The 20,770-nt window shown below is 60.1% G+C and carries 27 protein-coding genes; 1 reads left to right on the forward strand and 26 read right to left on the reverse strand.

Translation table 11 applies throughout. The annotated features are described in order from the left end of the window. Positions 1–8: 8 nt before the first annotated feature. From ACB031_RS13610 to ACB031_RS13640, 7 genes are read right to left on the reverse strand one after another with little or no spacing between them, the layout of a single operon-like run. Positions 9–1,487, reverse strand: a complete 1,479-nt coding sequence (locus ACB031_RS13610; protein ID WP_371139762.1) for a hypothetical protein — start codon at positions 1,485–1,487, stop codon at positions 9–11. Continuing rightward, positions 1,487–2,140, reverse strand: coding sequence for a putative phage tail protein (locus tag ACB031_RS13615; protein WP_337076704.1), 654 nt, complete (start codon positions 2,138–2,140; stop codon positions 1,487–1,489). Before ACB031_RS13615 ends, ACB031_RS13610 begins: the two co-directional genes overlap by 1 nt. Beyond that, positions 2,131–3,186, reverse strand: coding sequence for a baseplate J/gp47 family protein (locus ACB031_RS13620; protein ID WP_371139763.1), 1,056 nt, complete (start codon positions 3,184–3,186; stop codon positions 2,131–2,133). The genes ACB031_RS13615 and ACB031_RS13620 overlap by 10 nt, the downstream gene beginning before the upstream one ends. Beyond that, positions 3,179–3,589, reverse strand: a complete 411-nt coding sequence (locus ACB031_RS13625) for a phage GP46 family protein (protein WP_337076703.1) — start codon at positions 3,587–3,589, stop codon at positions 3,179–3,181. Before ACB031_RS13625 ends, ACB031_RS13620 begins: the two co-directional genes overlap by 8 nt. Before the next feature lie 4 nt (positions 3,590–3,593). Beyond that, positions 3,594–4,109 (reverse strand): phage baseplate assembly protein V, encoded by a 516-nt coding sequence (locus ACB031_RS13630; protein WP_211067186.1) that lies wholly within the window; start codon positions 4,107–4,109, stop codon positions 3,594–3,596. Then, positions 4,109–5,176: a phage baseplate assembly protein gene (locus tag ACB031_RS13635; protein WP_371139764.1), complete on the reverse strand. Its 1,068-nt coding sequence runs from the start codon at positions 5,174–5,176 to the stop codon at positions 4,109–4,111. Before ACB031_RS13635 ends, ACB031_RS13630 begins: the two co-directional genes overlap by 1 nt. Then, positions 5,173–6,525 carry a DNA circularization N-terminal domain-containing protein gene (locus ACB031_RS13640; RefSeq protein WP_337076701.1) on the reverse strand — a complete coding sequence of 451 codons (1,353 nt, stop codon included), beginning with the start codon at positions 6,523–6,525 and terminating at the stop codon, positions 5,173–5,175. The genes ACB031_RS13635 and ACB031_RS13640 overlap by 4 nt, the downstream gene beginning before the upstream one ends. A 207-nt stretch (positions 6,526–6,732) precedes the next feature. Between ACB031_RS13640 and ACB031_RS13645 the strand changes: the two genes are divergently transcribed. Beyond that, a complete protein-coding gene (locus ACB031_RS13645) occupies positions 6,733–7,029 on the forward strand; it encodes a TM2 domain-containing protein (protein WP_337076700.1) in 297 nt (98 codons plus the stop codon). Positions 7,030–7,071: 42 nt separating this feature from the next. On the opposite strand, the gene ACB031_RS13650 is transcribed toward ACB031_RS13645, so the two are convergent. The 19 genes from ACB031_RS13650 to ACB031_RS13740 form a co-directional block, all read right to left on the reverse strand. Next, entirely contained in the window at positions 7,072–9,153 is a 2,082-nt protein-coding gene (locus ACB031_RS13650; protein ID WP_337076699.1) for a phage tail tape measure protein, read from the reverse strand. Between the two features lie 149 nt (positions 9,154–9,302). Beyond that, a complete protein-coding gene (locus ACB031_RS13655) occupies positions 9,303–9,578 on the reverse strand; it encodes a phage tail assembly protein (protein WP_317676494.1) in 276 nt (91 codons plus the stop codon). Further along, positions 9,575–9,931 carry a phage tail tube protein gene (locus tag ACB031_RS13660; protein ID WP_371139765.1) on the reverse strand — a complete coding sequence of 119 codons (357 nt, stop codon included), beginning with the start codon at positions 9,929–9,931 and terminating at the stop codon, positions 9,575–9,577. Before ACB031_RS13660 ends, ACB031_RS13655 begins: the two co-directional genes overlap by 4 nt. Then, a complete protein-coding gene (locus tag ACB031_RS13665) occupies positions 9,932–11,425 on the reverse strand; it encodes a phage tail sheath subtilisin-like domain-containing protein (RefSeq protein ID WP_371139766.1) in 1,494 nt (497 codons plus the stop codon). Continuing rightward, the gene (locus ACB031_RS13670) at positions 11,425–11,649 is read right to left on the reverse strand and encodes a DUF2635 domain-containing protein (protein ID WP_337076696.1); all 225 of its coding nucleotides are present in this window, start codon (positions 11,647–11,649) and stop codon (positions 11,425–11,427) included. The genes ACB031_RS13665 and ACB031_RS13670 overlap by 1 nt, the downstream gene beginning before the upstream one ends. Positions 11,650–11,651: 2 nt before the next feature. After that, the gene (locus ACB031_RS13675) at positions 11,652–12,335 is read right to left on the reverse strand and encodes a hypothetical protein (protein ID WP_076362403.1); all 684 of its coding nucleotides are present in this window, start codon (positions 12,333–12,335) and stop codon (positions 11,652–11,654) included. Further along, complete coding sequence (locus ACB031_RS13680) at positions 12,332–12,853, reverse strand: hypothetical protein (protein ID WP_317676500.1); 522 nt, start codon at positions 12,851–12,853, stop codon at positions 12,332–12,334. Before ACB031_RS13680 ends, ACB031_RS13675 begins: the two co-directional genes overlap by 4 nt. Before the next feature lie 12 nt (positions 12,854–12,865). Beyond that, positions 12,866–13,231 carry a head-tail adaptor protein gene (locus tag ACB031_RS13685; RefSeq protein ID WP_371139767.1) on the reverse strand — a complete coding sequence of 122 codons (366 nt, stop codon included), beginning with the start codon at positions 13,229–13,231 and terminating at the stop codon, positions 12,866–12,868. Further along, positions 13,228–13,548, reverse strand: a complete 321-nt coding sequence (locus ACB031_RS13690; RefSeq protein ID WP_371139768.1) for a head-tail connector protein — start codon at positions 13,546–13,548, stop codon at positions 13,228–13,230. The genes ACB031_RS13685 and ACB031_RS13690 overlap by 4 nt, the downstream gene beginning before the upstream one ends. A gap of 2 nt (positions 13,549–13,550) precedes the next feature. Beyond that, the gene (locus tag ACB031_RS13695) at positions 13,551–13,682 is read right to left on the reverse strand and encodes a hypothetical protein (RefSeq protein ID WP_371139769.1); all 132 of its coding nucleotides are present in this window, start codon (positions 13,680–13,682) and stop codon (positions 13,551–13,553) included. Between the two features lie 83 nt (positions 13,683–13,765). Then, positions 13,766–13,915: a hypothetical protein gene (locus ACB031_RS13700; protein ID WP_371139770.1), complete on the reverse strand. Its 150-nt coding sequence runs from the start codon at positions 13,913–13,915 to the stop codon at positions 13,766–13,768. 159 nt (positions 13,916–14,074) lie between these two features. Then, the gene (locus ACB031_RS13705; RefSeq protein ID WP_371139771.1) at positions 14,075–15,361 is read right to left on the reverse strand and encodes a phage major capsid protein; all 1,287 of its coding nucleotides are present in this window, start codon (positions 15,359–15,361) and stop codon (positions 14,075–14,077) included. A 68-nt stretch (positions 15,362–15,429) separates the two neighbouring features. Continuing rightward, positions 15,430–16,368, reverse strand: a complete 939-nt coding sequence (locus tag ACB031_RS13710) for a S49 family peptidase (protein WP_371139772.1) — start codon at positions 16,366–16,368, stop codon at positions 15,430–15,432. Further along, positions 16,356–17,603, reverse strand: a complete 1,248-nt coding sequence (locus ACB031_RS13715; RefSeq protein ID WP_371139773.1) for a phage portal protein — start codon at positions 17,601–17,603, stop codon at positions 16,356–16,358. The genes ACB031_RS13710 and ACB031_RS13715 overlap by 13 nt, the downstream gene beginning before the upstream one ends. Further along, positions 17,603–17,788 carry a hypothetical protein gene (locus ACB031_RS13720; RefSeq protein WP_367581761.1) on the reverse strand — a complete coding sequence of 62 codons (186 nt, stop codon included), beginning with the start codon at positions 17,786–17,788 and terminating at the stop codon, positions 17,603–17,605. Before ACB031_RS13720 ends, ACB031_RS13715 begins: the two co-directional genes overlap by 1 nt. Next, the gene (locus ACB031_RS13725; protein ID WP_371139774.1) at positions 17,782–19,503 is read right to left on the reverse strand and encodes a terminase large subunit; all 1,722 of its coding nucleotides are present in this window, start codon (positions 19,501–19,503) and stop codon (positions 17,782–17,784) included. Before ACB031_RS13725 ends, ACB031_RS13720 begins: the two co-directional genes overlap by 7 nt. Positions 19,504–19,512: 9 nt before the next feature. Further along, a complete protein-coding gene (locus tag ACB031_RS13730; RefSeq protein ID WP_033136783.1) occupies positions 19,513–19,998 on the reverse strand; it encodes a phage terminase small subunit P27 family in 486 nt (161 codons plus the stop codon). A gap of 103 nt (positions 19,999–20,101) precedes the next feature. After that, positions 20,102–20,362 (reverse strand): HNH endonuclease, encoded by a 261-nt coding sequence (locus tag ACB031_RS13735; protein ID WP_232092738.1) that lies wholly within the window; start codon positions 20,360–20,362, stop codon positions 20,102–20,104. Between the two features lie 110 nt (positions 20,363–20,472). Beyond that, positions 20,473–20,757 carry a hypothetical protein gene (locus tag ACB031_RS13740; RefSeq protein WP_182951511.1) on the reverse strand — a complete coding sequence of 95 codons (285 nt, stop codon included), beginning with the start codon at positions 20,755–20,757 and terminating at the stop codon, positions 20,473–20,475. Positions 20,758–20,770 lie beyond the last annotated feature (13 nt).

Below are 20,770 nucleotides of genomic sequence, written 5' to 3' on the forward strand. Positions count from 1 at the left end.
CATGTGCATTACTTAATCCCCCTCAACTGCGTGTCAGATGCTGGGCGATTCCATTGGCGGAAGTTGCGCAATCGGATACTTGATACATGACCCCAGCCACCAAGAGACCCTATCTCCAAGCGTTCATAGGCAGCTTCTGATTGACCCGGTTTGATGGTGCAAGGCGTGGATGATTTAACTACCTGGCCTCCGTTGAGGCTGAACGCCACATAGCCTCCGTCATAGTCGAACGTTGCAGAAATGACGTTGCGCTTCTTGAGGGAAAACTTGGTGGTGAATGCCTTCACATAGTCATTGTTGGCCATCAGATTTCCGTCACTCCACACTGCAACAAAGGTGCGGGTCGGGTATGCACCATCACAGAAAAGCGGGATGTAACCCGTTAAGCTGGCGCTGATGACTTCAAACTCCACCGCGTAAGTCCTGCTCCTTCCATAACCCGGGTTATTTGCTGGCCCAGGCAGCCAAACAAGCTCAGCAGCTCTTGTTGCGGCGGCAGTTGTGGTTGGGATGAGAGAGGTCGGCGGCCCCTTTTCAACCTGAACCGACAACACTTCAAAATCGATGCTGCCATCACCAAGCCATTGCGGCTGGCCGCCAACCATAGCCCATATGTATCCTCGCAGGGTGGTGGCGGTTGCCGTCCCTGTGTAGGTGATGACCATGGGTTTGCCAAGTTGTGATGGGGGTACATCGTAGATCACCTTGGTCGGTGCACTGAAGTTGTCACCGCCGATTTGGATCTTGTCGATCCCAGCTCTCAGCGGCACTACTTCAGCGGTGATTGATACGATATCGCCGACAGTGAATCCGGCGGTGTTTTTCAGCCACATGTAATGAGGTCCGTCAGAGGTATCCTCCCTGAACTTGGTGGTTTGAGCCTCCCCAAGAAGTCCGGCTCCTGCTGTCACCTCAACGGTCCCTCTGGTTCCCACGCAGCCGGAGCTGGCGTCATGAGGGAAATTCATGTTGGTAGAGCCTCGCTCTTTGACCAGAAAACCTCCCTCGTAGCGTGGTTCGCCGGCTGGTACGAGGCGCAGCTTTCCATCCTTCTGGCGCTCTGTTGCAGCACTCAGTCTCTCGAATTGCCAATATCGGGCAACGACATCAGCACCAACCAGCACATCCCGCCCCTTGCCGGTAATGAGCCGCAGATTGTCGACCAAGGGAGACCACACATCCGGCAAAGGCATGCCGGCCAGCGCGATCGCATCCTCTACTGTGTCAAGCCCGGTTATCTGCGAGGCCAGTTTGGCTGATTCGTCTGCTGCCTTGGCGCCAGCCATCGCTTGGCTTGCGTAACCGGCGGCCGCATCTGTGCTGGGCTTGAGGTTCTGCTTGACCCGCTCAGCCAGTGTCGGCTGATCGGGGTACCCTGGGACAGGAACCATCTGCCCCTCTTGCCCCACAACGATCTGGTTAAAGGTGCCTATCGTCTGCTCGACGAGCAGGATCGCTTCGGTAGGGTCTTTATCGTTTACTGCCATCAGGTATCTCCAAATCCCAGACAGCATGCTGCACGCATCGCATCAGCGAGGCTGATCATGTTGTCGTGGTCGGTGGTATAGACGAAATTCAGAATGGTGTGAGAGGGCGCCTTCTTGCCGAGGATGCACTGCATGACGGCATCCCCCCAGACGCAGAGCGAACTGCCGGCCACCGAGCCAGCTCGCATGTAGTCAACGTTCATGCGCGGCAGATTGACCTGCCACACATAGCGCCACTCAGGGCCATAGATGGGGGCGCCAACCAGGCTGCCGGCACAAAACACGGATCCGTGGTAGTTGGAGATGGTCGCATCCTGGTAACCCAGCGAGACGAGCAGCTGCAGGTAATATTCAGCGTTGATGCCACCTAGCGAGTGGATCTTGGCGTTGAGTCGCTGCTGGCGCTCCTTGATGGTGGCCGTACCGGGCACTTCACATTCATCCGGCAGGCCGCAGATCCCCTCGTATCTGGTCAGCAGAACGGTGGTTTGCTGCGGGTCCGTCTCTTCCTGAGCCAGCGCATCTGCACGCCCAGTTGTACGGGCCAGTTCTGCTGCGCCGCCGGTGAGCACGGAGTGCTCACCTTCCCATGCTGGGCCATAAGGGAGCAGCTTCTGCAGTTGATCGGCGTAATCTGAGGTAGTCAGTCCCATGTCGTGGTCCCTAGTGCGACCACCTCACCTTTGGCGGTAGTGAACTCTGCTACTGGCGCGAGCAGCTGGTGCTTGTACTCACCATTGGCGGCACTGATGGCCTCCGACAGGCGTGACGGCGCTATGGTCTGCTCAGGCCCGCCCTCTCGACGATAGAACTCGCGCATGGCGGCGGTGACAGCGGCTCGCACTTCGGGGGTGTCAGGGGTTACCTTGATGCGGTGAGCCACCCGCTTGATGTTGATGCCAAGCAAGTAGAGCTCGGCGGCGGCCACCGGTGCCTTTGGCTCGATATGCTGACGGGCGGCATCTATGATGGCCGCTGATGGCACCAGCGCTTCCGAGTTGTCATCAACCAGAAACACCCCAACAGTGCCAGCCCCCATCCAATGGCGATAGCACCAGGCGCGTGTCACCCCGGGCACCTCTTCGGCCCACACCTGGTAATCGGTATCGGATCCGCCCTGCGGGGTGAAGTACCAGCGATCCAGCACTCTGGCCCGCCAGTCATCAATGCTCTCAAGGTCGGTACCACCCTGCACGCTGTCAGCAACCCCGGAGGATGAGAGCCCAGCCACCGGTTCGGAGAGGATCAGCCCCTCGCCATCGTCCAGATTGGTGTGATAACCAGTCTCCGAGCAGGTGATCGGCAAACGCAGCACACCGCCGGATGAAGTGGCTGACTCGGTGGCGACATACTGGATCGGGTTGCTCCCCTGATAGACGGCCACTGCACCGGCAGAGACCGTGATGCCATCGCTGACACCGGAGATACGCAGCCAGCCGGCGGCCGGTTGCGCCTCTTTGCGCGGGCACTTCTTCATGCCGGCATGGCGCAGCAGCCACTGCTCGTCACAGAGATCAGGCAGCATGTTGCGCTCGAGGTATTCGATATGTCCGTTCACCCCGTGTACGGCGCCAGCATAGGCACGGGCGTAGACCTCTGCATCCGAGCGGCGCAGCGGATCATCCAGCTCTGCCATCACATCGGCTCTCACCCGCTGGATAATCTCGCGCAGGGTTGGGCGCAGGGAGTAGCTAGACATTGACGGCCTCCAGAATGTCGGGGATGGTAATTTGCTGATCAGACCCATCAACGGTGAGCGTCACGACCAGTTCGGCGCCGTCAATCTCTCGGCGGTGGCACTCGGCATCGATCCGGGTTACCAGCTCGTCATCTTTCAGCCAGGCCAGCGCCTCCAGGGCGTAGTCGCGGGCCCGCTCGCGCACCTTTGGCAGGTTCTTCTCACGCTTAAGCAGATAGAGACGGCTTCCGATCCGGTCACCGGCCACAGTCGGGTAGCTGTCTCCCCACCACCCGTAAGGACGATCGCTATCATCTGAAGCGCCAGCGCGGCGCCAGGTGAAGAGGCTGATAAACACCGCCCTGTGCAGCGGGTGCACCAGGTCGCCGGAGTCTGTGAGGACGCCGTTGATAGAGATCAGCATGGGGTTACTCCATCCGGGTTTTCGGCTTACCGGTCGGGGTGCCGCCGGGGTGTTCGTGGTCGTTGAATTGGTCGCGCATCTTCTGCATGGTGCCGGTCTTGTCGCTGATCTCGCCGGTACACTCCAGCAGCGGGGTATCGAAGCGAGCCTTGGTCTTGGCCTCAACCTCAAGGGTCAGGGTTTTCACTTCGACGCGGCGCCCCCTGCGCAGCACAATGCGATCACCCTCATCGGTGTAGAGCGCCACCTCCCCTTTTTTGAGCCCCTTTAGCCGGTAGCGCCGATCGGCCACGACCAGCACCACGCCGTGGGACTTGTCGCCATCCGGGAAGACGGCGACATGTTCGGCCCCGTCATGGGGGCAGGAGGTGTAACCATACGGCTCGAGATGCTCGACATCGTCTTTCAGCTCACCGCCCAGCATCTCGATCTGCACCAGTTGGCACTTTGCAGCCGAGTTGACCAGCCTGATCACACCGCGGGATAGCAGGTTGCGGATGGCGCTTTTCAGTTCACGCATCAGAAAATGTCCTCATCCTTGTTCTTGCGGGCGGGCTTGGGATCCGGCACGTCAGGCAAATAAGCATCAGCAGGGCCGACGCGCAGGGTCGCGATAGTGCCGCTATCGGTGCGGCTGTACTCCACCTCGGCGATCACCAGCTCGTCACCGGCAAAGTCGTTGTGGGGGTCAAACACAGGAACAACCATGTTTGGCAGCCACAGCTCGCCTGATTCCTGTCGCCAGCCAGGCACCGTATAGGTCGCCTCTCGCGCCTTGGCCTCGCGGCGGCGGGCCTCGAATTCGCACATGGCGCGGCAGCTGGCAACGCTGGCCTGACCGGTCTGCTTGATCAGCAGCGGGCGATAGCGACCGACCTTTCCGCCGACCTTGTGACTGACCCTGGTCGAGCTGGATTCCCCGAAATCGTCATCGGTGCCTGCTCGCTGCCCTGCAACCCTGTATTCGGAGTGGCAATCGCTCTGATCTTGCGGGGCGCTGCAGCTGAGGATGTTTTTGCCGTAGACCAGCGGCGTGGTGGCTCGCAGGGCACCGACCGCCCCGAAGTGCAGATCGCCGTTGGCATCGTCATAGGCCAGCAGGCGTTGCTGCTGCATCATTCTGTCGATGGCCTCGGCCACCGCCTCCCCCCAGTCCACCGAGAAATCAGAGATGGGGGATTGTCCGGCCGCGCCGAACACCGATACCCCGAACGGCTGGCAGAGCGCAGCAGCAATTTGCTGCGGGGTCTGCCCCCTGAATTGGCGCACTGTGGCGGCGCTGTCGATCAGGTCGCCGGTGCGGGAGCGCCCACGAATGGAGCGGGTGATGCTACGGGCGTCATAACTGACTGGCTTCGCATCGACGTAGCCGGTGAGCACCAGATCGCGGCCTATCAGCACCTCCACCCTGTCGCCCTGCTTAATCCCGGTGGATACCGCTTCAAGCAGCTCGCCCTTTTCGCTGGCCCGCCTGGTGACTTGCACCTCGAAATCGCGAGCCAGCCGGTCGATGCCTGCACTGATCCGCATGGCTGTCCAGCCATACCAGGCATTGCCATTGATCCGCAGGTGATACTCGTCGCTCATGATGCCAGGGTCCGCAGGGGGTCGGGGGGCACAAAGCCCGGGTGAGAGAGGTTGTTCTTGGCGATCAGCTCATCCGCCCGCCCGGCATCGTCATACCACTCTGCAGCCAGCACCAGTGCCGGCATGGTATCGCTCGGGGTGCGCGTCACCAGCTTTGAGGCATGCTGTTGCTGCTGGCGCAGCGTACTGACCAGCTCGCGGCGTAGATCCCGCAGCGCTTGATAGACACCATCGTCGGTAGTGCGCTCGCTCTCCTTGTCGATCGCAGCAATGATGGTCTGGCGAGCTTCCTCCAGTTCATCATGAGTAGGGCTGGTCGAAAGGGATGCGCTGCTGTCAGCAATCTGGCTCTGGCCAGTGCTGTTACCAGTAGTGGCAGCACCAGTGTTTTGCATCGGTTGCCGCGCCACCTCAACGGCGTCGAGCGCCGGAGCTCTGGCCGGAGTGATAGCTGGCTCGCTCGGAGGCGGCATCCGCGCCACCGCCTGAGCGCTGCTGGAGATCAGGTTTACCCTGACCAGTTCGGAGACGCTGTTGGTCAGCCGGTCAGCCTGCTGCTTGTCCTGTGCGGCGGTCGGCCACACGCCGAGCGGCCTGGCGGCCTGAGTTTGCGAGGCCGCTGCGCTGCGACTGGCGAGATTCAGCAACGAGCGGGCGGTGCCGCTTGAGCTGGACCCGGCATCCAGCACCGAGGCCAGCTGACGCGAGAAGATCCAAGCGGTCGAGGGAGGTGGCATCAGCACGCTCAGATCCCCCTGCATCAGCCGCAGGGCGCTCGACATCTTGACGTCGGCACTGTTGAGCATGTCAGCCACACTGCCGAGCAGGGATGAGGCATGTTCTATGGTCGCCATCGACATCCACTCAGGCAGCCCATCAAGGCCGAAGGCTCCGGCAAAGGCACTCTGTGCACGGTCCAGCAAGCTGGTCGAGCGGCCTGAGAGCAATGATGAACCGAGCGGGGTGGCCGTTGGCCACTCATCCTCTCCAGACTCCACAAAGGTGAAGCTGATGACGCACATGCCGCCATCTTGCTTGCTGTGGCTGATGCGCTGTTTGCCCATCACCACCACGTTCATCCGCCCGTACCAGGGGCTCACCAGCTCGCCGGGGCCTACCTGCTCGAGTGCCTCAATAAGCCGATCCCGTTCGGCGATAAAGTCAGGTCCAATCAGGTAGGCTGAGAGGGCATATTCCCGGGTCTCGCGCCCCATGTCCTCGACGCTGGGGGTATCTCGGCCTGGATACTCATGAACCACGGTGCGACGACCGATCTGTAGGTCATCACCGTCTACCTTGAACGCCACCCCGCGAAAGGATGCAGGCTGCAAACGGTCTGTCCAGCTCATAGCACCTCAAAAAGAAAAACCCGCCGAAGCGGGTGTGTTGCAGAGAATATGGTTTCCAGAAAATACGATATTTCGGATGCTTAATAGGGTGATATTACCTAACGTTGATCACGGTCAACAAGAACGCTCACATGACTTATGGCTTGAGATATTTCGGGGAGCTACAATCCCAGACTCAATGTAATCTTTTTACTTTTTGGGGGTTCTATGTCTGATATGGTGTTCTGCCGTGGTTGTGGTAAGGAAATCCACAAAACGGCAGTGTCTTGCCCGAGCTGTGGTGCTGTTACAGGATCAAGCAAAAATCGAGTCACTGCGGCTCTGCTTGCCTTCTTCCTCGGTGGTTTTGGCGCCCACAAGTTTTACCTCGGTAAAACCGGTATGGGGTTCCTCTATTTGATTTTCTGCTGGACCTTCATCCCTGCAATTGCCGCTTTCATTGAGTTCATCATTTATCTCTGCTCAACCGATGAAAGCTTTGCCCTGAAATACGCTGGCAAGTAACCAGCACATCAAGAACCTGCAATCATGACCCGCTTATGCGGGTCATTTTGCATAACGTGAATAACCGACATCCGGCGACATAGACCAGCCAGGTGAGGTTTTGCCCTCATCCACACGCAGGTTTTGCGGGGCGTTTTCAAAGCGCACCACCATCTCACCGGAGACTGGGGCGCCGGTGTTGCTGTTGGCACCAGCGGCTGGCGAGACGGCCGCTAACGGGGATGACGCGCCGAGCCCTCCCTTGCCATCGCTCCAGATCGCGCCGAGGGCATCCCCGCTGCGCTGCCAGATAGACCCAACGCCATCTATGAACCCGCCTACCTTGTCACCTACCCAGCTCATGCCATCCATCAGCGGTTGCAGATAGGGTTGAATCCGCTCCCACATCCCCTTGAACCAGGCCACTATGGGTTCCCAATTTTTGATGATGATCCCGAGTGGATGGAAATCGAGGAACCCCTGCTTCAGAAACTCCCACGCCCAGCCAAAACCGGTCGTCACCGAGCCCCACAGTTCGCTGAACCACGTGCTTATGGCCCCCCAGTTCTGAATGATGAGTCCCAACGGGGTGAAGTCGAGGACCCCTTTCTTCAAGAAAGCCCATACAAGTGAGAAATCTGTTTTCACAGAACTCCATAGATCACCAAGCCAACTGCTGATGGGGCCCCAGTTCTGGATCACGATACCGAGTGGATGGAAGTTGAAAAACAGTTGTCTCAGAGATTCCCATGCCGCGCTGGCAACCACAGTAATTGACTGCCAGACCTTGGCGAACCAAGGGCCAATAGTGTCCCAGTTGGCGATGATCAGGCCGGCCGCCATAGCCACGCCGCGCAGGATCAAGCCAATAGGGGTCGCAGTCATGGCATTGCCGAAGAAGGCCATGGCCACCCCGCCGGCATAAAGCGCCAGCTTCAGAGCCGCGAATCCGGCGGCAATGCCCACCACCCCGCGAATAACCTCTGGGTTGGCAGCGGCAAATTCGCTGAATTTCTCGGCTAAATCGCCAAGCCAGGTGACCGTGTCTTTCGCCTCCCCCTGGAAGGCGCCGCCAATTGCCGCCAGACCATTCACTGCGGTACCGGTCATGGCATCCCACAGGTTTTTCAGGGTACCGAGTTGAGCCCCAACCCGCTGTTGCAGGCTGGCCTGTCGCGCCATCTTCTGCTGGATCTCGTCATATCCGGAGCGCCCCTTGTCGATCAGGGCATTGACCACCTGCAGGGTTTCCGCGTCATCTCCGAAAATCTGCTTGATGATGGTGGTGCGCTGCTGGCTTGTGAGAGATTGCAACTTGTGAAGTTGGGAAAACAGGTTATCAAGCCCGCCAAACTCGCCCTTACCATCAGTGAAATCGAGCTTGATCCCCTTGCGGCTCATCAGGCGGTTGGCTGCGTTGATTTTCTTGCTGTCAAACCCAGCTTGCAGCACCTTGCGGATCGCGTTGCCGGACGACTCACCTGCCATCCCCATCTGGTCCATCATGATCGCCAGCGGCGCCAGAGATTGCGACGCCTTGAGTCCGTCCTTGTCGATCATCTTCAGCACCGAGCTGGTCTTGCTGAAGAAGCTGAGCATGTTGGTGTCATCCACCCCCATATAGAAGGCTTTCTGGATGGTATCAAACAGGCTCATCATGTCTTTTGAGGCAGTGCCAGTGGCGTCCTGCATCTTGGCGGCGAACTCGGCGGCGGCGGCTGGAGCCTTGCCCAACTGCACGGCCAGATAGGCGGTGGCCTCACCCACCCCACCCAGTACGGTTTCGGCACTCAGACCCTGCCGCTGCAGCATGGTCATCATGTCCTGAAAGTCGGCCGTAGTGCCCGGCAGCTTGTTGCCGAGCCCCACAGCAAGATCATTCATTTTCTTGAATTCGGGGCCGACCGAGCCACTAGCATCCATCATCGCGACTTTGAGGCCGGTGGCCGCATTCTCTGACTGGGCAAAGGCGGCCAGGCTGCCGCCCACGGCGGCAGCCAGACCAGCACCGATGGCTGGCGCCCCTTCACCGGCGCTTTTGAGGTCGCGCTGCCAGCTTTTGATGTTTTTGCGGATACCCTTGAGTGCCGGAGACAGTTTGTCTACACCGGTGATCAGGGCTTTGAGTTGAAATTCATTGGCCATAAATCACCCATTTTCGGCCTTCATCAGCCGCTCACACTGGCGCTCCATCAAAGCCAGGGCGTCAAAGTCATGGTGAAGGAAGGCGATGGGGTCACCAGCCTTCCACCACCTCGCCATGTCAAAGTAGCGGTCAAGAATGTCGCGCTCGGTTACCCCTTCAGGAAAAAACCGGCGACGTCCCAGGCGGCATTGTTGAGGTCGGCCGGCTCAATCTGCTCCACGGCGCTGGCCGGGATAGCGCACAGCTCGATCAGATAGCCCTTCACCTTTTTCATGTTGATGCTGACCTCCCCTTCGGGGGTCATGGTGTAGGGCAGGCCAAGGCGGCAAACCTGCTCACCAGTCGGCTTTTTAAGCTCCAGCTTGGCGACCGGCTCGCCGTGCGCCTGAATAGGGGCAGATAGCGTGATGATTTTATGGTTCATTGAAAGAAGCCCTCTTCGGCGTTGAATTGCAGATCGACGGTGCCATCTTCTGGGTTGTAGTTGGCCTCCCCCTCGAGCCAGGCATTTTTAAGCACATGGACCCAGCCATTTGCCAGCTCGGAGGTGATGGTCATGCTGTCACCCTCGATGATCTTCTTCAGCGGGAAACCCTTGGGCACCTTGAACGTCCCCTTCATGTATGGGGCGCGGTGCGTCTCTTTGTAGTCATTGCCGCCGCCGAGATCGGTGATGGTCTCCTTGACCTTGAGGTTGAGGGGGACTTCCATCCCCCCGATCAGCGACAGCTGTTCGCCGTCAACCTTGATGTAGGTAGTACCTGCGATGCGGGCCATTTATGCAGCCTCCTGATATTGCAGACGGAACTGGTTGAGCAGCGCAAAGACGCGCAGACCGTTGACGTAGTCCGGCGGGAACAGCACGTTGACCCGACCGGAATCGCCATCTCGTTCCACGATCAGGTACTGGGCGAACAGCTCGCTGTTTTCGACGATGCCGAGTCGCTCCATGACGCGGTATTCGCCGTTGAGCTCGCCTTTGATCACCGCCGGGGTGACGATGGCCTGCCCCTCACCAAAGCGGGTACCGTCGTTGGCCAGCTTGTGGCGGCCATACTTGCTGGTCACCAAGGTGCGCAACCGGCGGATCACATAGGCGGAGGTGTGCAGGGTCTCGCTATCGAGATAGGAGTTGTCGGCAGCACCGTACTTGTTGCGCTGGTACATGGTGATCGCACGTTCGACCATCATCACGCCAGAACTGGCTGTCTGGGTGGCGATGCCACTGGTCAGCAGCACCTGCCGTTCGGAAATGGTGAAGCGCTTGCCGGTCGGAGCCGGCAGCAGACCATTGAGCTCGCCGGTCTGGGTCGGCCGAGCCGGGTCGACGCGGATAAATACCGCATTGCGGGCACAGCTGGCAGCAGCCACTTCGTACGGCGACGCTGCCGTCAGCGGCTCGACGCCGATAGTGGTGACGTGCTGGCCGTTGCGGGCCTTACCGAAGGTGGAGAGTTCAGAGAGAGTGCCGCGTTTAGCGCTGTAGAGATGGCCGTAGATTTGGCGCAACCACGACCAGCGGCCGGTGGCGTCGTTCATCTCCGCCTCCAGCACATCCAGCGATCCGCTGTCATGCCAGGGAGTGGCGATAAAGTCGAACGGCTCATCACCCATGGCCGCAATGGCAGCGGTCAGATCCGGCGAGCCAGCGCCGTTGCTCATGGCCGTCAGGGCCACGTTGATGCCGTTGGGCAGGGATTCGCCACCCATCACACCACGGTAGTTGAGAGCCAGGTTGATGTCGTTGCCGGTCAGCCCCTTCCATTTCGCGGTGAGGGTCACCACGCCAGCCGAGACGGTGGCAGTCACCGGCAGGCTGGTATCGGCATCAATGGCAGCCTTGATGTTGGATGCCACCGCAGTAGCGGACGCGGTGGCAGACACCCCAGCCTGCACACGCTTGCCTGCGATGTAGAGCGTGACCACTCCGGCAGAGATGGCGGTACCGGTCACCGTGATGGTGGCGGTCGCAGCAGCCCCTGCGCTGGGCTCAGGCACGTCGATCAGCCACAGCTCGCCGAACGAATCGACATTGCGATAGGCAGCCACCATTGCGGCCAGCTGGCTGCCGGCACCGACCAGACCTGCCGCCAGGGCGGGGTTGGTGATCTGCTGCAACTGGTTCTTGCCGGTGGTGACAGAAGCCAGGCCATGGCCCAGCACCAGCGCCCGCAGGGTTTCGCTGGCGCTATTGGCCGCCGAGTTGTCCATCTCCGCATAGAACAGCGGAACCCGCAGATCGGCGGGAATATTGTTGAAGCTGACGGTCATTATTTTGCTCCCTTCTTGCTGGCAGTGACCTGAGGCGTCGCCTCGTCTGCGGGCTCTTGCTCGGCTTCCGGCTCTTTTTCAACCGGAGGTTCGATGACGACATCGCCATCAAGCTGGCGGCGATACCAATACTGATTGGCGATCACCTCGCGCCCTTCAGCGGGCAGCAGGTCGCCGCGGTCAGGATCGGGGACCGATCGACCGTCATTGGGTTTGACGAACATGGTTATTCCTGTGGGGTTGGGGCGAATCCGAGCGGGCTGGCGTCATTCATGGCGTGAGCCAGCTTGAGCATGTTGCTGTAATCGCTGACGAATACGGTGTTGACCGGGAAGTTGAACTGATGCTCGATGATGCGCCACTCTGGCGGCACCACATCCGGGCCCAGCCCCGGGCTGATATAGTCGATACCCCACTGGTCACCGTGACCACATAGCCCCTCAAACTCGGGGAGTGCCTCCAGATCTGTCCATTGGCGGGTATCTTCCGGGCCGATCTCGAACTCGGCCGAGAATTCAAACTGGTAGTAGAGGTGTGCCCGATTCATATCGAGCAGGTTGCCGCCCTGATAGGTAATGCCGTCGTACTTCTTCTCGTCCGGCGACCAGTCTAGCAGGGCCTTCCAGAGCGCCTCTCGCGCCTCCTCTATCACATCAACCGAGGCTTGCCCGCGGGCGTCCTGGGTGTTGTTAACCACCACCACCACGGCGAAGGCGTCGGTGATCTTCTGCCAGTAGTCGGTCTGGCTGCGATTCTCTTCTGCATTGTCATCGAGTGGTATGACGTAGGCGGCTGGCAGGGCCAGCTTGCTGTTCTCGGCCAGCGGCTTGAACTCGGACGCACCGGCCACCCTGCCGCCAAACATGGGGCAGCGCTGGCGAATGGCCGCAATCAGCGGGCTTATCTTCATGTCGGTTTCTCCGGCCTGACCGATGCCCTCAGCGCAGTGAACAAGGTTCGCTGGATTTCGTAGCTGCGGTATTTGAGGGTTTTGGAAAAGTAGTTCTGGCGGGGGGCGATACGCCACGGCGAGCCGCCGCTGGCCCCCTTGCGGTGACTCTTGACCCGTTTGGCGCCACGCCTGACCCCGTAAAAGAGGTATGCCGGGTAAAAGCCGTCGCTCGGGATATCTTTCGATGCCCCTTCGCCCTTGTTGTGGCTGACCTTGACCATAAAGCCCGGGCGGTTGGCGGTCGCTCGCGGCACGAAGTAGCCGATCGATTTGGCCAGATCGCCGGACTGGTAGCCAGGGGCCTGCCCGGCTCCTGATATGGCCCGCCGCGCCACTGCTCGCCGGTTATCGCGCAGCAGGGTGCGGCCGATATCGACAAATGCCCGCCTGACGCGGGCCTTGTTGAAGCGGATCTCCTGCGTGTCCGGGAAATCAACGTGGAGGTAGATGCCTGAATTGGAGTTCTCAAACGACATGGCGACCTCGTGTTATGCCAGCAGGTCAAGCTGCTCCAGTTCGACCAGCGCCCAGACGGTTTCTCCGTTGAGCGGCTCGCAGCGCTTGACCCGATAGACGGCCCCCTTGTGTACCATCTGGTGGTCACAGGTTAGCTGGCGCCAGCGGATCAGGCATTTGTGCGTCACCTTCTCGTCAATCTGCACCCCGGCCTGATAGATGCCGCCGGTGACAGGCATCAGCTTGCCCCAGACGTTGAGATGGTCGTGGTACACCTGCCTAGTGGAAAAATCCTCGGCGGGTTCTTCGGTAACGCGCCGGATCTGCAGGCGGTGCTTGAGCTCGCCTGTACTGGGCGGGCGCATCGAGTTGACGACCGATGACTGTCTGATCTTCATATTGGCATCCTGGTGTAGGGGCCAATCAGGTAGCGAAAGGCAAAGGGAACCTCGACTTTCTCGAAGTCGGAGACCGCCTCGCGGTTGTTGAACCAGTTCGCCACCATCAGCAGACCAGCGGCCTTGAGGTCATCACTGATCACCAGTTGGCGATCCGTCATCTCCGCCTGCAGCGCATCGAGCAGCTCCCGATCGGTATGCTGCTCGATAGCCCGGCGGGCGGCCCCGATGTAGAGGTTAAGCAGCAGATCCTGGCTGGCGTCATCCTCCTCGAGGCGGCACTGGTGCTTCACCTCTCCCAGCGTGATCCACGGCATAACTACTCCTCGGCTTGTCCCGGCTCGGCGTCCGCCAGCTCTTTCTTGATCACCAATTCGGCTTCGGCTGGTGACAGTCGGGTGATGTCACCACGGCTGTAGTTCTTCCAGGGGCCGGTGAAACGCACTAGCACCCGCTCATCATGGGTAGGTGCGGGATCATCGCCGCTCTGCTGCCCGCAATTGGCGTCAGTGGCGCCAGCGGACTGATCACCGGTCAGCGGCGCGGCGCCAGCTCCGGCTGCATCGCCTGGCGCTTGACCTGCTGCGTGGTGGTCAGAATCTGATTCATCGCCTTCGCCAGTTCCGGCGTGGGGATCTTGCCCGGTACCTGCATCGGCATCAGGTTGGGGGGTGTCAGTCGCATTGCTAGTCGGCTCCTGCGGCAGTTCGCTGCCATGTTGCTCGTGATCGGCGTCAGTGGCAGGTGTCTGCCCTGCGCGAGCACCTTTCTGTTGCTTGGCCATGTCGGCTCCTTGTTACAAGGGGATGAGAGAGGGCGCCAGTGCGGCGCCCCGCTGCGGCCTTACCAGGTAACCTTGGTGCCCAGCGCCAGTCCTTCCGGATGACGGAAGCCCACATCGTGGTTGCCGACCAGGCGAATCAGCGACTGGTTGCGTGCAAAGGCGCTGACCAGATCTCCGTTGGTATCCACATAGGTGGCTTCAGTGGAGAAGTCCATGGTCATGTTGTCCTGCTCACCGATCACCACATCGCGCCAATCAGCGAAATAGATCTCTGACTCGTTGGTGCCGGTGCCGAGATTGGCCGGAATGGTGTTGGTATGCGCAATGGGATAACCCTTGAGCAGGCCTTTCTCCATTTCCGGATAGACCTTGTTGCCATTGCCATCACGCAGGCCGAACAGCTTCATCCAGGTGCGCGGGCTAAGCGCCCAACCCGGCATGACCATTTTGCTGTCAGAAGCCATCAACATCAGGATCAGGCCATCAAGGTATTCATCGATAGTGGTCAAACTGACAGCACCTGACCACTCCTTAACCCGGCCTGCTGCAGTTGCAAAATGCTTGAAGCCAGTTGGAGTATCGTTGGTGCCATCATCGCGCAGGAAGGCCTTATCCTCGCGCACGGACATAGCAGAGATGCAATCGTCCAACACCAGCTGCTCAACGTTGAAACCAGCACACCCGATCAGCTGGTTGCTGAGGGGTACCATGGTGATCATGGTCTTGGCGGACAGTTTCACATCACCGAACTGGCTGCCAGTAGCACGAGCATCCTTACCTTCACCAACGTAGCTGGACTGGGCACCGCCAGTCATACGGGCCATAGACAGATTACCGTTTGGCAGCGGCAATACTCGGGCGCCCAGCTTGCGAACTACCGTTTGCGGGCGCAGCAGCTCGATCACTTCGGAGTGCAGGGTCTCGGGGATCAGGGCCCCGCCTGAGCCGGCAGCGGTGCTAATGGCCATGGCCACCTGCTTATCGCCGATCTCTTTAGCTGCGAACTGCTCTGCCATCTTCAGGTCGCCCTTGCCGGCAGCAACAGCCATCGCCATACGGGCAAAACCGGCGCCAGGGTACTGTTTGGCTTCCTGCTTCACATGAACAGCTGGAGGCGCCTGGGAGCCGTGAGCGTTGACCGGTACAGCCAGCTGCGCCATCAGGCTCTCGGCGCTCTCCTGGCGGGCGATGGCGGCGCTGATCTTGTTCGCTTCGCTCTCCAGGTCGGCAAACTGCTGCAGTTGCTCATCGGTGAGCGCAGTGCCGCTGGCTTCCAGTTCTGCCAAGGCTTTGACCTTGGCGGCGATTTCGCCACGCTCGCGGCGGAGGGCTTCGATAGTCTTCATCGATTGGTATCCTTTGGGCATAAAAAAAGCCCCTTTCGGGGCTAGTTGGAATGGGCTCCGCCGCTGGGCTAGAGCTGACTCTGTAATTCGATAGCGCGGGCCCGCAGGCCGATGCTTTGCGCCGGTTTGGTCAGCTTGGCCACGTTGGCAGCCAGGCCGTTGAGATAGTCTTGCGGGTTGGCCAGTTCGTCGGCCAGCCCGTTCTTGACCGCCTCGGCTCCGCTGTAGAGGGTGGCCTCGGTGGCTTTCACCTGCTCGACTGACAGGCCACGATAACGGGCCACCGAGCCGACAAACAGCTCGTAGGCCTGATCCATGCGGTGGTTTATCGCCGCCATGGCCCCATCGCTGAGGGGCTCATGGGGGGTGCCGTCCTTTTTGCGGTCACCGCGGTAGAAGGTGGTGAACTTGAGCCCCACCTCCTCCTCCCACTTGCTCACCTCCATGTGCTCCATGATGACGCCAATGGAGCCGCAGCCGCCGGTTTCACTGACCACCACCTTGCTGCAGGCGGAGGCGATGAAGTAGGCCGCCGAGTAGGCAGAGAAGTTGACCAGCGCGGTGATCGGCTTGATGGTGCGCTTGGCATAGATGTAGTCGGCCAGCTCCTTACATCCGACCGCATGGCCGCCGCCGGAGTTGATGTCGAGCACGATCTCCTTGACCCGCTCATCGGCGAGCGCCGTGGCGATCTGCGCCCGCGCCCACTCGTAGCTGGTCAGTTCGCTGCAGGCGTTATCAATCTGACCGCGCCGGGCCACCAGGATGCCGTGCAGCGGGATCACCGCCAGCCCTTCAATGCGGTACCGCGATTCGCTGCTGGCCTCGAGCTGCTTGGACTCCAGCACATCCGGCAGGTCATCTGCGGCCATCACCTCGATCTGGTTGCCCAGCATGCGGGGCATCAGCAGACTCTTGACCCCGGCCAGCACCTCCTGGGTGACGTAGAGCGGGACCCCAAATGCCTGACTGGCCAGGTGCGGGTAGTTGATCATCAGCTTCGGCATAGAATGGCCTCAATTTCCTTGAATTGTTCCTGGGTCGCCTGGCTGATGCCTTGCGGCAGCTTGCCGGTAGAGACCATGTTGAGCGGGGTCAGGTAGATATCACCACCCTGGATCGGGGGCAGGTTTTCCAACCGGCGGATATCGTTGACGCTGAGCCAGCCCCACTGGCGGCCGAGGGCGTAGGACTCGTAGCGGGATTTCTGGTCTGCCCGCAGCAGGCCAGAGAGGTTGAACTCGATATAGAGATCTTTGCGCTCACTCGGCAGCAGCAGGTCGCGCATCATGGCGGCCTCGATGCGCTTGACCCATGGCAACAAGGTGTAGATGACGAACTGCAGACCCTGGTGCTCGATGTTGTTGTTGGTTGCCCGATCCAGCTCGCCGATCATGTGCGGCGGAATCTTGTACAGGCGGCAGATTTCGATGGCGCCATATTTGCGCGACTCAAGCAGCTGGCTCTGCTCGTTGGTCATCGCCATCTGCTTGTACTGCATGCCCTCCTGAAGGATGGCCACGCCGAAGGAGTTGCGGGCGCCTGAGTAAGTCTCGATAAATTTATTTCTGAAATTATCAAGAAGATCTTGGGTTTTAAGTGGCTTCTCTGGCGCTTCAATAACACCTGACAGAGTGGTGCCATTGGCAAATACCGAGCCGGCATGCTCATCCACTGCCATGGCAAGCCCGATTGCATCCGGGTTGCTCTGGATCGGCGAAACGCCGAGGTAACCATCCAGACTGAAGGCCTTGACATGGTGCACCATCCGCATCGGCAGGATTTGGTTGCTGCCATCGAGCAACTGGTAGTAAGGCAGCCCGTCAGGCCCCTTGAGCACCATCATCTTGTCCGGGTTGACCGGGATCAGCTCGGTGATGTAGCCGTCGCCACTGCGCTCGATCAGGCTGTAGCTGTTGCCGCGCAGGCCAAGGTGGCCCATGCGCTGCTCGTTGAATTCAAAGCTGGTGTCTTTCTGGTTGGGGCAGGCGTGGATAATGTCATACAGCGGGTGGTCGGTCGCCCGGGTGCGGCTGTCGTCGCTGCGCTGGTAGAGCTCGCACGGTAGCTGGGCGATGGATTCAGCCAGCAGGGTGACGCAGGCGCGGACCGTGCCTTGCGCCAGCGCAGACTCCGGCGTGACCATGACGCCCGCCTTGCTGCGCCGCGCCCCTACGCTCGAGATCCACTGACTGAAGTTGCCGCTGCCACCCCTGCGCTCAAACAGGAATGGGAAGAACATCAGTCACCCCCTCGCTGTTTGTTGTGCTGGTGCCAGGCAATGGCACGGCTCAACCAGGCAGACCAGCCCAGCGCCAACAGGCCACCGACCACCCAACCGAGCGGGGCAGACCAGAGCCAGGCGCCATAGGTCAGCGCGGCGGCACCCAGCAGGCCCACCAGAAAGGCGATGATGTTCATCAGCATAGGACGTCCGAAGTTGCGTAAATGGAGTTGGTATTGCCGCGGCCCGCGACCATGGCGCGGCCGATGGCCATCATGAGCGCGACAGCGCCGTCAATTTTCTGATCGGCAGATTCTTTGACAGGTCGCACCACATCATCGTTACCGGGCAGGTTCTTGCCGATCACGTTGCCGATACACCAGGTCATCAGGCTGTTGCCATCGTGATGGAAACGGCCGGACTGAATGGCGGCCTCCAGCTCTCGCATCGGATCTGACATGTTGGTGTAGTTCTGGGTGATGGAGATGGGGGTCAATCCCTCATCTGCCAGATCGTGAGCCAGCGCGGTTGCGCCTGCCGGGTCGAGCGGGACTTCCAGCACGTTGCCACTGGCGGCTGCCTCTTTGGCTACGGCCAGGATTTCGCGATAGTCGATCTCGGCACCCTCTGTGGTGCTGAGCTCGCCCAGATTCATCCACTTCTGGTAACGCTCTGCCAGTCGCCGGTTGTCTGTGTTGAAGGCCGTATCTTCCGGCACCCAGAACTCTGGGGCTATCGAGTAGTAGTGGCGCTTGCCGTCAATATCTCGCCAGAACAGTCTGGCCATGGAGTTCATGTCGAGCTTGCGGGCAAGGTCGAACGAGAGGATCAGCTCCTGCCCCTCGAACTGCTCCAGCGTCAGACTGCGATCTTCACAGGCCTTCCATGCCTCCATGTTGTAGTAGGCGGTTTTGGCCGACACCCAGACGTTGAGATGCTTGGTCTTGAAGATGTTGGCAAAGCGGGCCGACTTGATGGCCTTGGCCTGTTGTGCCAGCAGGTATTCGGCGTAGACGGAGACGCCCATGTTGGGGTTGGCCTTGGCCAGCACCTTGGGATCCGTCCAGTCATCCCCCTCATCAATGGTGTAGATGATGCCGAACAGCTCATCATCCGGCACCGTGCCGGCCAGCATCTCGATCACTTCCCGCCGCTTGTCGTAGCAGGGGCCGTCGATGTTGTAGCCGGCCGTGGTGATGGCCCACATCAGCGGTTGGAGGCGGGCGCCCATACCGGTGATCATGGTGGTGTAGAGGTCATCCGTATCGTGTTCGTGGTATTCGTCCACGATGGCGCAGGATGGCGACTGACCATCACCCGGGTTGCCGATCAGCGGTTCGAAGCGGGCGCCGTCAGACGGGATATTCAGGTTGCTGGCGTTGACCTCGATACCGAAGTGATCGAGCAGCGCCTGGGTGCGCTTGGCCATCAGACGGGCGGGGCGAAACACCTCCCACGCCTGTTTTTCTGTGGTGGCGCCGGAGTAGACCTCGGCGCCGAATTCGTTGTCTGCCGCGAAGCAGTAGAGACCGACCGGCGCAGAGAGAGCCGACTTGCCGTTTTTACGCGGGATCTCGTTGTAGACCTCGCGAAAGCGGCGCAGGCCGCTGCCCTTGCGCACCCAGCCGAACACGCAGCAGATGATGAACATCTGCCACGGCTCGAGGTTCAGGGTCTGGCGCTTGAAGGCCCACTCCCCCTTTGTGTGGGGCATGAGCTGGACGAATTTGGCGGCCCGCTCGGCCTTATCTTTGTCGAAGCGGAACCGAAACTTGGCCGACTTCTCTTTGGCCAGGTCATCAAGGTGGCGCTGGCAGGCCTGGATGACGTAGCGGCAGGCGGGGATCGTGCCGCGAACCACGTCGCGTGCATAGCCGTTCGCTACGTTGACGTAGGGATAACTTTTGCGTGCTGCCATCGGTCATCCCTACAAAGCTGCGAACGGGTTCCCCCCTCCCTGTTTCTTGTTGCCCCCGATCAGGCGTGAGCGGCTGGATGGGTCCAGCCCAAGCAGCGATCCGTAGCTGGTCATCTGCTTGAGTGATTCGTTGGCCACCGTACAGGCGGGGTTTTTGACCGGCCCGCCGGTTGCCCCTTCGACAACCAGGCCGTGTTTGGCGATCTCGATTTCAGCTCTGCGCCAGCGCGAGTATGCCGCGCAGAAGGCCTCGAGGTTGTGCAGGTCGGTGACACAGAGCACCTCGGCACCGCAGAGCTCACGGATCACCATGTCCCACATGGTCGGGGCCCACTGATCCTCTGCCAGCCATTCAGGGCATTCGACATAGAGCAGCGGGGTGAAGGTGGGCTCGGCGTTGTTCAGCGAGCGCTTGCCGGGGTTACCGGCCAGCCGCTTCAGCGCCGTCGGTTTGGGCTTGCGACCTTGACCAGGCGCTCTTGGTGCCCCTGCCATCGCGCCCTCCATTTAAATTTTTAATTTCGCGGGTATAAAAATTCGACCGGGCTGGCAGTCACAGAGGCGAAAAGCTGGAAGGATTTGATCCCCCCCTACCCCATCAGGATTGCCCATGGCGGCCAGCAGAGGCCTCCTGCTGTGTCTTCTGCTTGTGGCAGCACCGGCAGATGGCCTCGAGGTTGCTATCGTCATCCGTGCCGCCTGTGGCCTTTGGCACGATGTGGTCAACGGCATAGGCTTGGGTGATGATCCCCTTGCGAACGCAGGGCTGACACAGCCCGCGGTCGCGCTGCATGATTCGCTCGCGCCGCTTGCGCCAGCTGGCACCATAGCCACGCTCTGCCGATGACTTGGCAGCCACACGCCGCCATCCGACAGCCTGACCCGCATGATCGGCACAATACCCGCCAGGGTTATCAGTCAGGGCGTGACACCCTTTGGCCCGGCAGATCTGCTTGATACGTGGAGGCATCAGACGCCAGCAGGCTGAGCTACAGCTCGAACCAGCGCCATGATGCCAGTTTGTATGTCGGTCTTACCGATGTTCGCCCAGCGCATCGGCTCTGCAGCCTCAAAGCGCTCGAACTCATCTACTGGTCCATGCGACTTGTCGAAATGCTGCTGACCAATCATGGCCGCCAGCTCGGATTGCAGCGCCAGCAGCTCAGTTCCCTTCTCCTTGATGCGGTTCATCAGGTCTATCTCTTGCTGGCTCAGCTCGCGGTAACCTTTGATCTGGCGGTGTTGGTTTTCCATGATGGGTCTCTGC

This window comes from Aeromonas sp. S8(2024), from assembly GCF_041403085.1.
Classification (GTDB): domain Bacteria; phylum Pseudomonadota; class Gammaproteobacteria; order Enterobacterales; family Aeromonadaceae; genus Aeromonas; species Aeromonas dhakensis.

Excerpts from the sequence above, each read along its gene's own strand:
- ACB031_RS13640 (WP_337076701.1), bottom strand. The coding sequence starts at position 6,525 with ATGAGCTGGACAGACCGTTTGCAGCCTGCATCCTTTCGCGGGGTGGCG.
- ACB031_RS13625 (WP_337076703.1), bottom strand. The coding sequence starts at position 3,589 with ATGCTGATCTCTATCAACGGCGTCCTCACAGACTCCGGCGACCTGGTG.
- ACB031_RS13620 (WP_371139763.1), bottom strand. The coding sequence starts at position 3,186 with ATGTCTAGCTACTCCCTGCGCCCAACCCTGCGCGAGATTATCCAGCGG.
- ACB031_RS13670 (WP_337076696.1), bottom strand. The coding sequence starts at position 11,649 with ATGTTCGTCAAACCCAATGACGGTCGATCGGTCCCCGATCCTGACCGC.
- ACB031_RS13675 (WP_076362403.1), bottom strand. The coding sequence starts at position 12,335 with ATGAAGATAAGCCCGCTGATTGCGGCCATTCGCCAGCGCTGCCCCATG.
- ACB031_RS13720 (WP_367581761.1), bottom strand. The coding sequence starts at position 17,788 with ATGCTGATGAACATCATCGCCTTTCTGGTGGGCCTGCTGGGTGCCGCC.
- ACB031_RS13715 (WP_371139773.1), bottom strand. The coding sequence starts at position 17,603 with ATGTTCTTCCCATTCCTGTTTGAGCGCAGGGGTGGCAGCGGCAACTTC.
- ACB031_RS13615 (WP_337076704.1), bottom strand. The coding sequence starts at position 2,140 with ATGGGACTGACTACCTCAGATTACGCCGATCAACTGCAGAAGCTGCTC.
- ACB031_RS13645 (WP_337076700.1), top strand. The coding sequence starts at position 6,733 with ATGTCTGATATGGTGTTCTGCCGTGGTTGTGGTAAGGAAATCCACAAA.
- ACB031_RS13685 (WP_371139767.1), bottom strand. The coding sequence starts at position 13,231 with ATGAAGATCAGACAGTCATCGGTCGTCAACTCGATGCGCCCGCCCAGT.
- ACB031_RS13635 (WP_371139764.1), bottom strand. The coding sequence starts at position 5,176 with ATGAGCGACGAGTATCACCTGCGGATCAATGGCAATGCCTGGTATGGC.
- ACB031_RS13650 (WP_337076699.1), bottom strand. The coding sequence starts at position 9,153 with ATGGCCAATGAATTTCAACTCAAAGCCCTGATCACCGGTGTAGACAAA.
- ACB031_RS13690 (WP_371139768.1), bottom strand. The coding sequence starts at position 13,548 with ATGCCGTGGATCACGCTGGGAGAGGTGAAGCACCAGTGCCGCCTCGAG.
- ACB031_RS13730 (WP_033136783.1), bottom strand. The coding sequence starts at position 19,998 with ATGGCAGGGGCACCAAGAGCGCCTGGTCAAGGTCGCAAGCCCAAACCG.
- ACB031_RS13700 (WP_371139770.1), bottom strand. The coding sequence starts at position 13,915 with ATGCGACTGACACCCCCCAACCTGATGCCGATGCAGGTACCGGGCAAG.
- ACB031_RS13680 (WP_317676500.1), bottom strand. The coding sequence starts at position 12,853 with ATGTCGTTTGAGAACTCCAATTCAGGCATCTACCTCCACGTTGATTTC.
- ACB031_RS13655 (WP_317676494.1), bottom strand. The coding sequence starts at position 9,578 with ATGAACCATAAAATCATCACGCTATCTGCCCCTATTCAGGCGCACGGC.
- ACB031_RS13630 (WP_211067186.1), bottom strand. The coding sequence starts at position 4,109 with ATGCGTGAACTGAAAAGCGCCATCCGCAACCTGCTATCCCGCGGTGTG.
- ACB031_RS13665 (WP_371139766.1), bottom strand. The coding sequence starts at position 11,425 with ATGACCGTCAGCTTCAACAATATTCCCGCCGATCTGCGGGTTCCGCTG.
- ACB031_RS13725 (WP_371139774.1), bottom strand. The coding sequence starts at position 19,503 with ATGGCAGCACGCAAAAGTTATCCCTACGTCAACGTAGCGAACGGCTAT.
- ACB031_RS13710 (WP_371139772.1), bottom strand. The coding sequence starts at position 16,368 with ATGCCGAAGCTGATGATCAACTACCCGCACCTGGCCAGTCAGGCATTT.
- ACB031_RS13610 (WP_371139762.1), bottom strand. The coding sequence starts at position 1,487 with ATGGCAGTAAACGATAAAGACCCTACCGAAGCGATCCTGCTCGTCGAG.
- ACB031_RS13705 (WP_371139771.1), bottom strand. The coding sequence starts at position 15,361 with ATGAAGACTATCGAAGCCCTCCGCCGCGAGCGTGGCGAAATCGCCGCC.
- ACB031_RS13740 (WP_182951511.1), bottom strand. The coding sequence starts at position 20,757 with ATGGAAAACCAACACCGCCAGATCAAAGGTTACCGCGAGCTGAGCCAG.
- ACB031_RS13660 (WP_371139765.1), bottom strand. The coding sequence starts at position 9,931 with ATGGCCCGCATCGCAGGTACTACCTACATCAAGGTTGACGGCGAACAG.